The organism is Massilia rubra (assembly GCF_011682065.1).
Lineage (GTDB): Bacteria > Pseudomonadota > Gammaproteobacteria > Burkholderiales > Burkholderiaceae_D > Telluria_A > Telluria_A rubra.
Genome location: NZ_VUYU01000073.1, coordinates 1 through 1,472 on the forward strand (window position 1 = coordinate 1; position 1,472 = coordinate 1,472).

Genomic DNA, 1,472 nt, shown 5'->3' on the forward strand with positions numbered 1-1,472 from the left:
CGGCGATTTCGGTCGAGCCGATGGCGATCGCGTTGGTCCCGCTCTGCACTTCCGACACCACCCGCGTGAGCGAGTCGTTCATCGCGTGCAGGGCGCGCATCAGGTCACCGATTTCGTCGCGCGAGGCGGGGCCGAATTGCGTGGTCAGGTCGCCGCTGGCGACCGTGCCGGCCACCGCCAGCGCGGCGCGCAGCGGCACGATGATCGAGCGCGTAATCAGGAAGGCGCATACGGCGCCGGTCAGCACCGCCAGGGCGCCGAGCACGAACAGCAACCGGATGGTGCGGCTGTTGGCTTGTTCGATCAGCAGGGCGGTATTGTCGATCTCCTTGCGCTGCATGGCGAGCATGGCCTGGATGCTGTTCTGGTACGCGCTGGCGGCCGGCAGGAAGGTGGCGTTGAAAACCTGTTCGGTGGTGGCGCTGTCGCCGGCCTTTTTTGCGGCCATGACGCTTTCCTTGGCCTTTTGATAGACGGCGCGATTGGCCTGGATCGCCTTCATGGTCGCCTTTTCGTCGTCCGTGTCCAGCAGCGGCTCCATCTGCTTCATGATTTCCGTGCTGCGCTTGACGCTGTCGGCGATCGCCACGGCGAACGTGGTCGACAAGGTTTCGTCGCTGCTGCGCGCGATCAGCGAGGTGCGCACGACGGCCGAGTAAGTCATCACGTACCAGTCCGACATCATGCGTTCCTTGGCCAGGGGCTGCGCCATCATGCGTTCCGTGGCGCCGGCATTGGTGCGCGCGGCGAGCATGGCGTAGCCGGTGGAAACGATGGACAGGACCAGAACGATGGCGAAACCGATCGCGAGACGGGACCCGATGCGTACGTTGGGGAACATGGTGTTTTCCTGACAGTTGAGAAGTTAATAATTCCGAGCGGCAATTATCCTCTTCTGCAAGAAAGACTTCCAGCTAACGTTTTTAAATAGCTAATTCGATTCCATCATGTTGTTTTGCGGCAACGAAAAATGCACGAGCGTGCGATTCCTGAGTGGGGTTTTGCTGACTTTCAGTCAATATACTTGTCGCCATATCATCGTCTGTATCGCTTTTGATATGCATTCGCACAATGGCTTGCCTCTCAGGCCGCCAGTTTCAACGGCCGTATCGCTGCCGCTTGGCGCGGGCGCTGCGCCGCTGTCGAGGCCCCCAGCTTGAAGCCGGCAGCCACGTCGGCCAGGCGTGCCGCCTGTTCTTCCAGGCTGCCGGCCGCCGCCGCCGCTTCCTCCACCAGCGCCGCGTTCTGCTGCGTCACCTGGTCCATCTGTGCAATCGCCTCGTTGACCTGGTCGATGCCGACGCGCTGTTCGTTACTGGCGGCCGTAATCTCGGACATGATGTCGGTCACGCGCGCCACGCTGTCGACCACTTCGCCGATGGTGGTGCCGGCTTCCTGCACCAGGCGCGTGCCGTTGCTGACCTGCGCCACCGAGTCGCCGATCAAGCCCTTGATTTCCTTGGCCGCGCCTG

At 62.2% G+C, this 1,472-nt stretch carries 2 protein-coding genes; both read right to left on the reverse strand.

The window, feature by feature from the left end:
- A partial coding sequence (locus tag F0185_RS34015; protein WP_167233112.1) for an MCP four helix bundle domain-containing protein occupies positions 1-841 on the reverse strand: 841 nt, incomplete at its 3' end.
- A gap of 242 nt (positions 842-1,083) precedes the next feature.
- On the reverse strand, positions 1,084-1,472 hold a 389-nt coding region (locus tag F0185_RS34020), incomplete at its 5' end, for a methyl-accepting chemotaxis protein (RefSeq protein WP_229477322.1).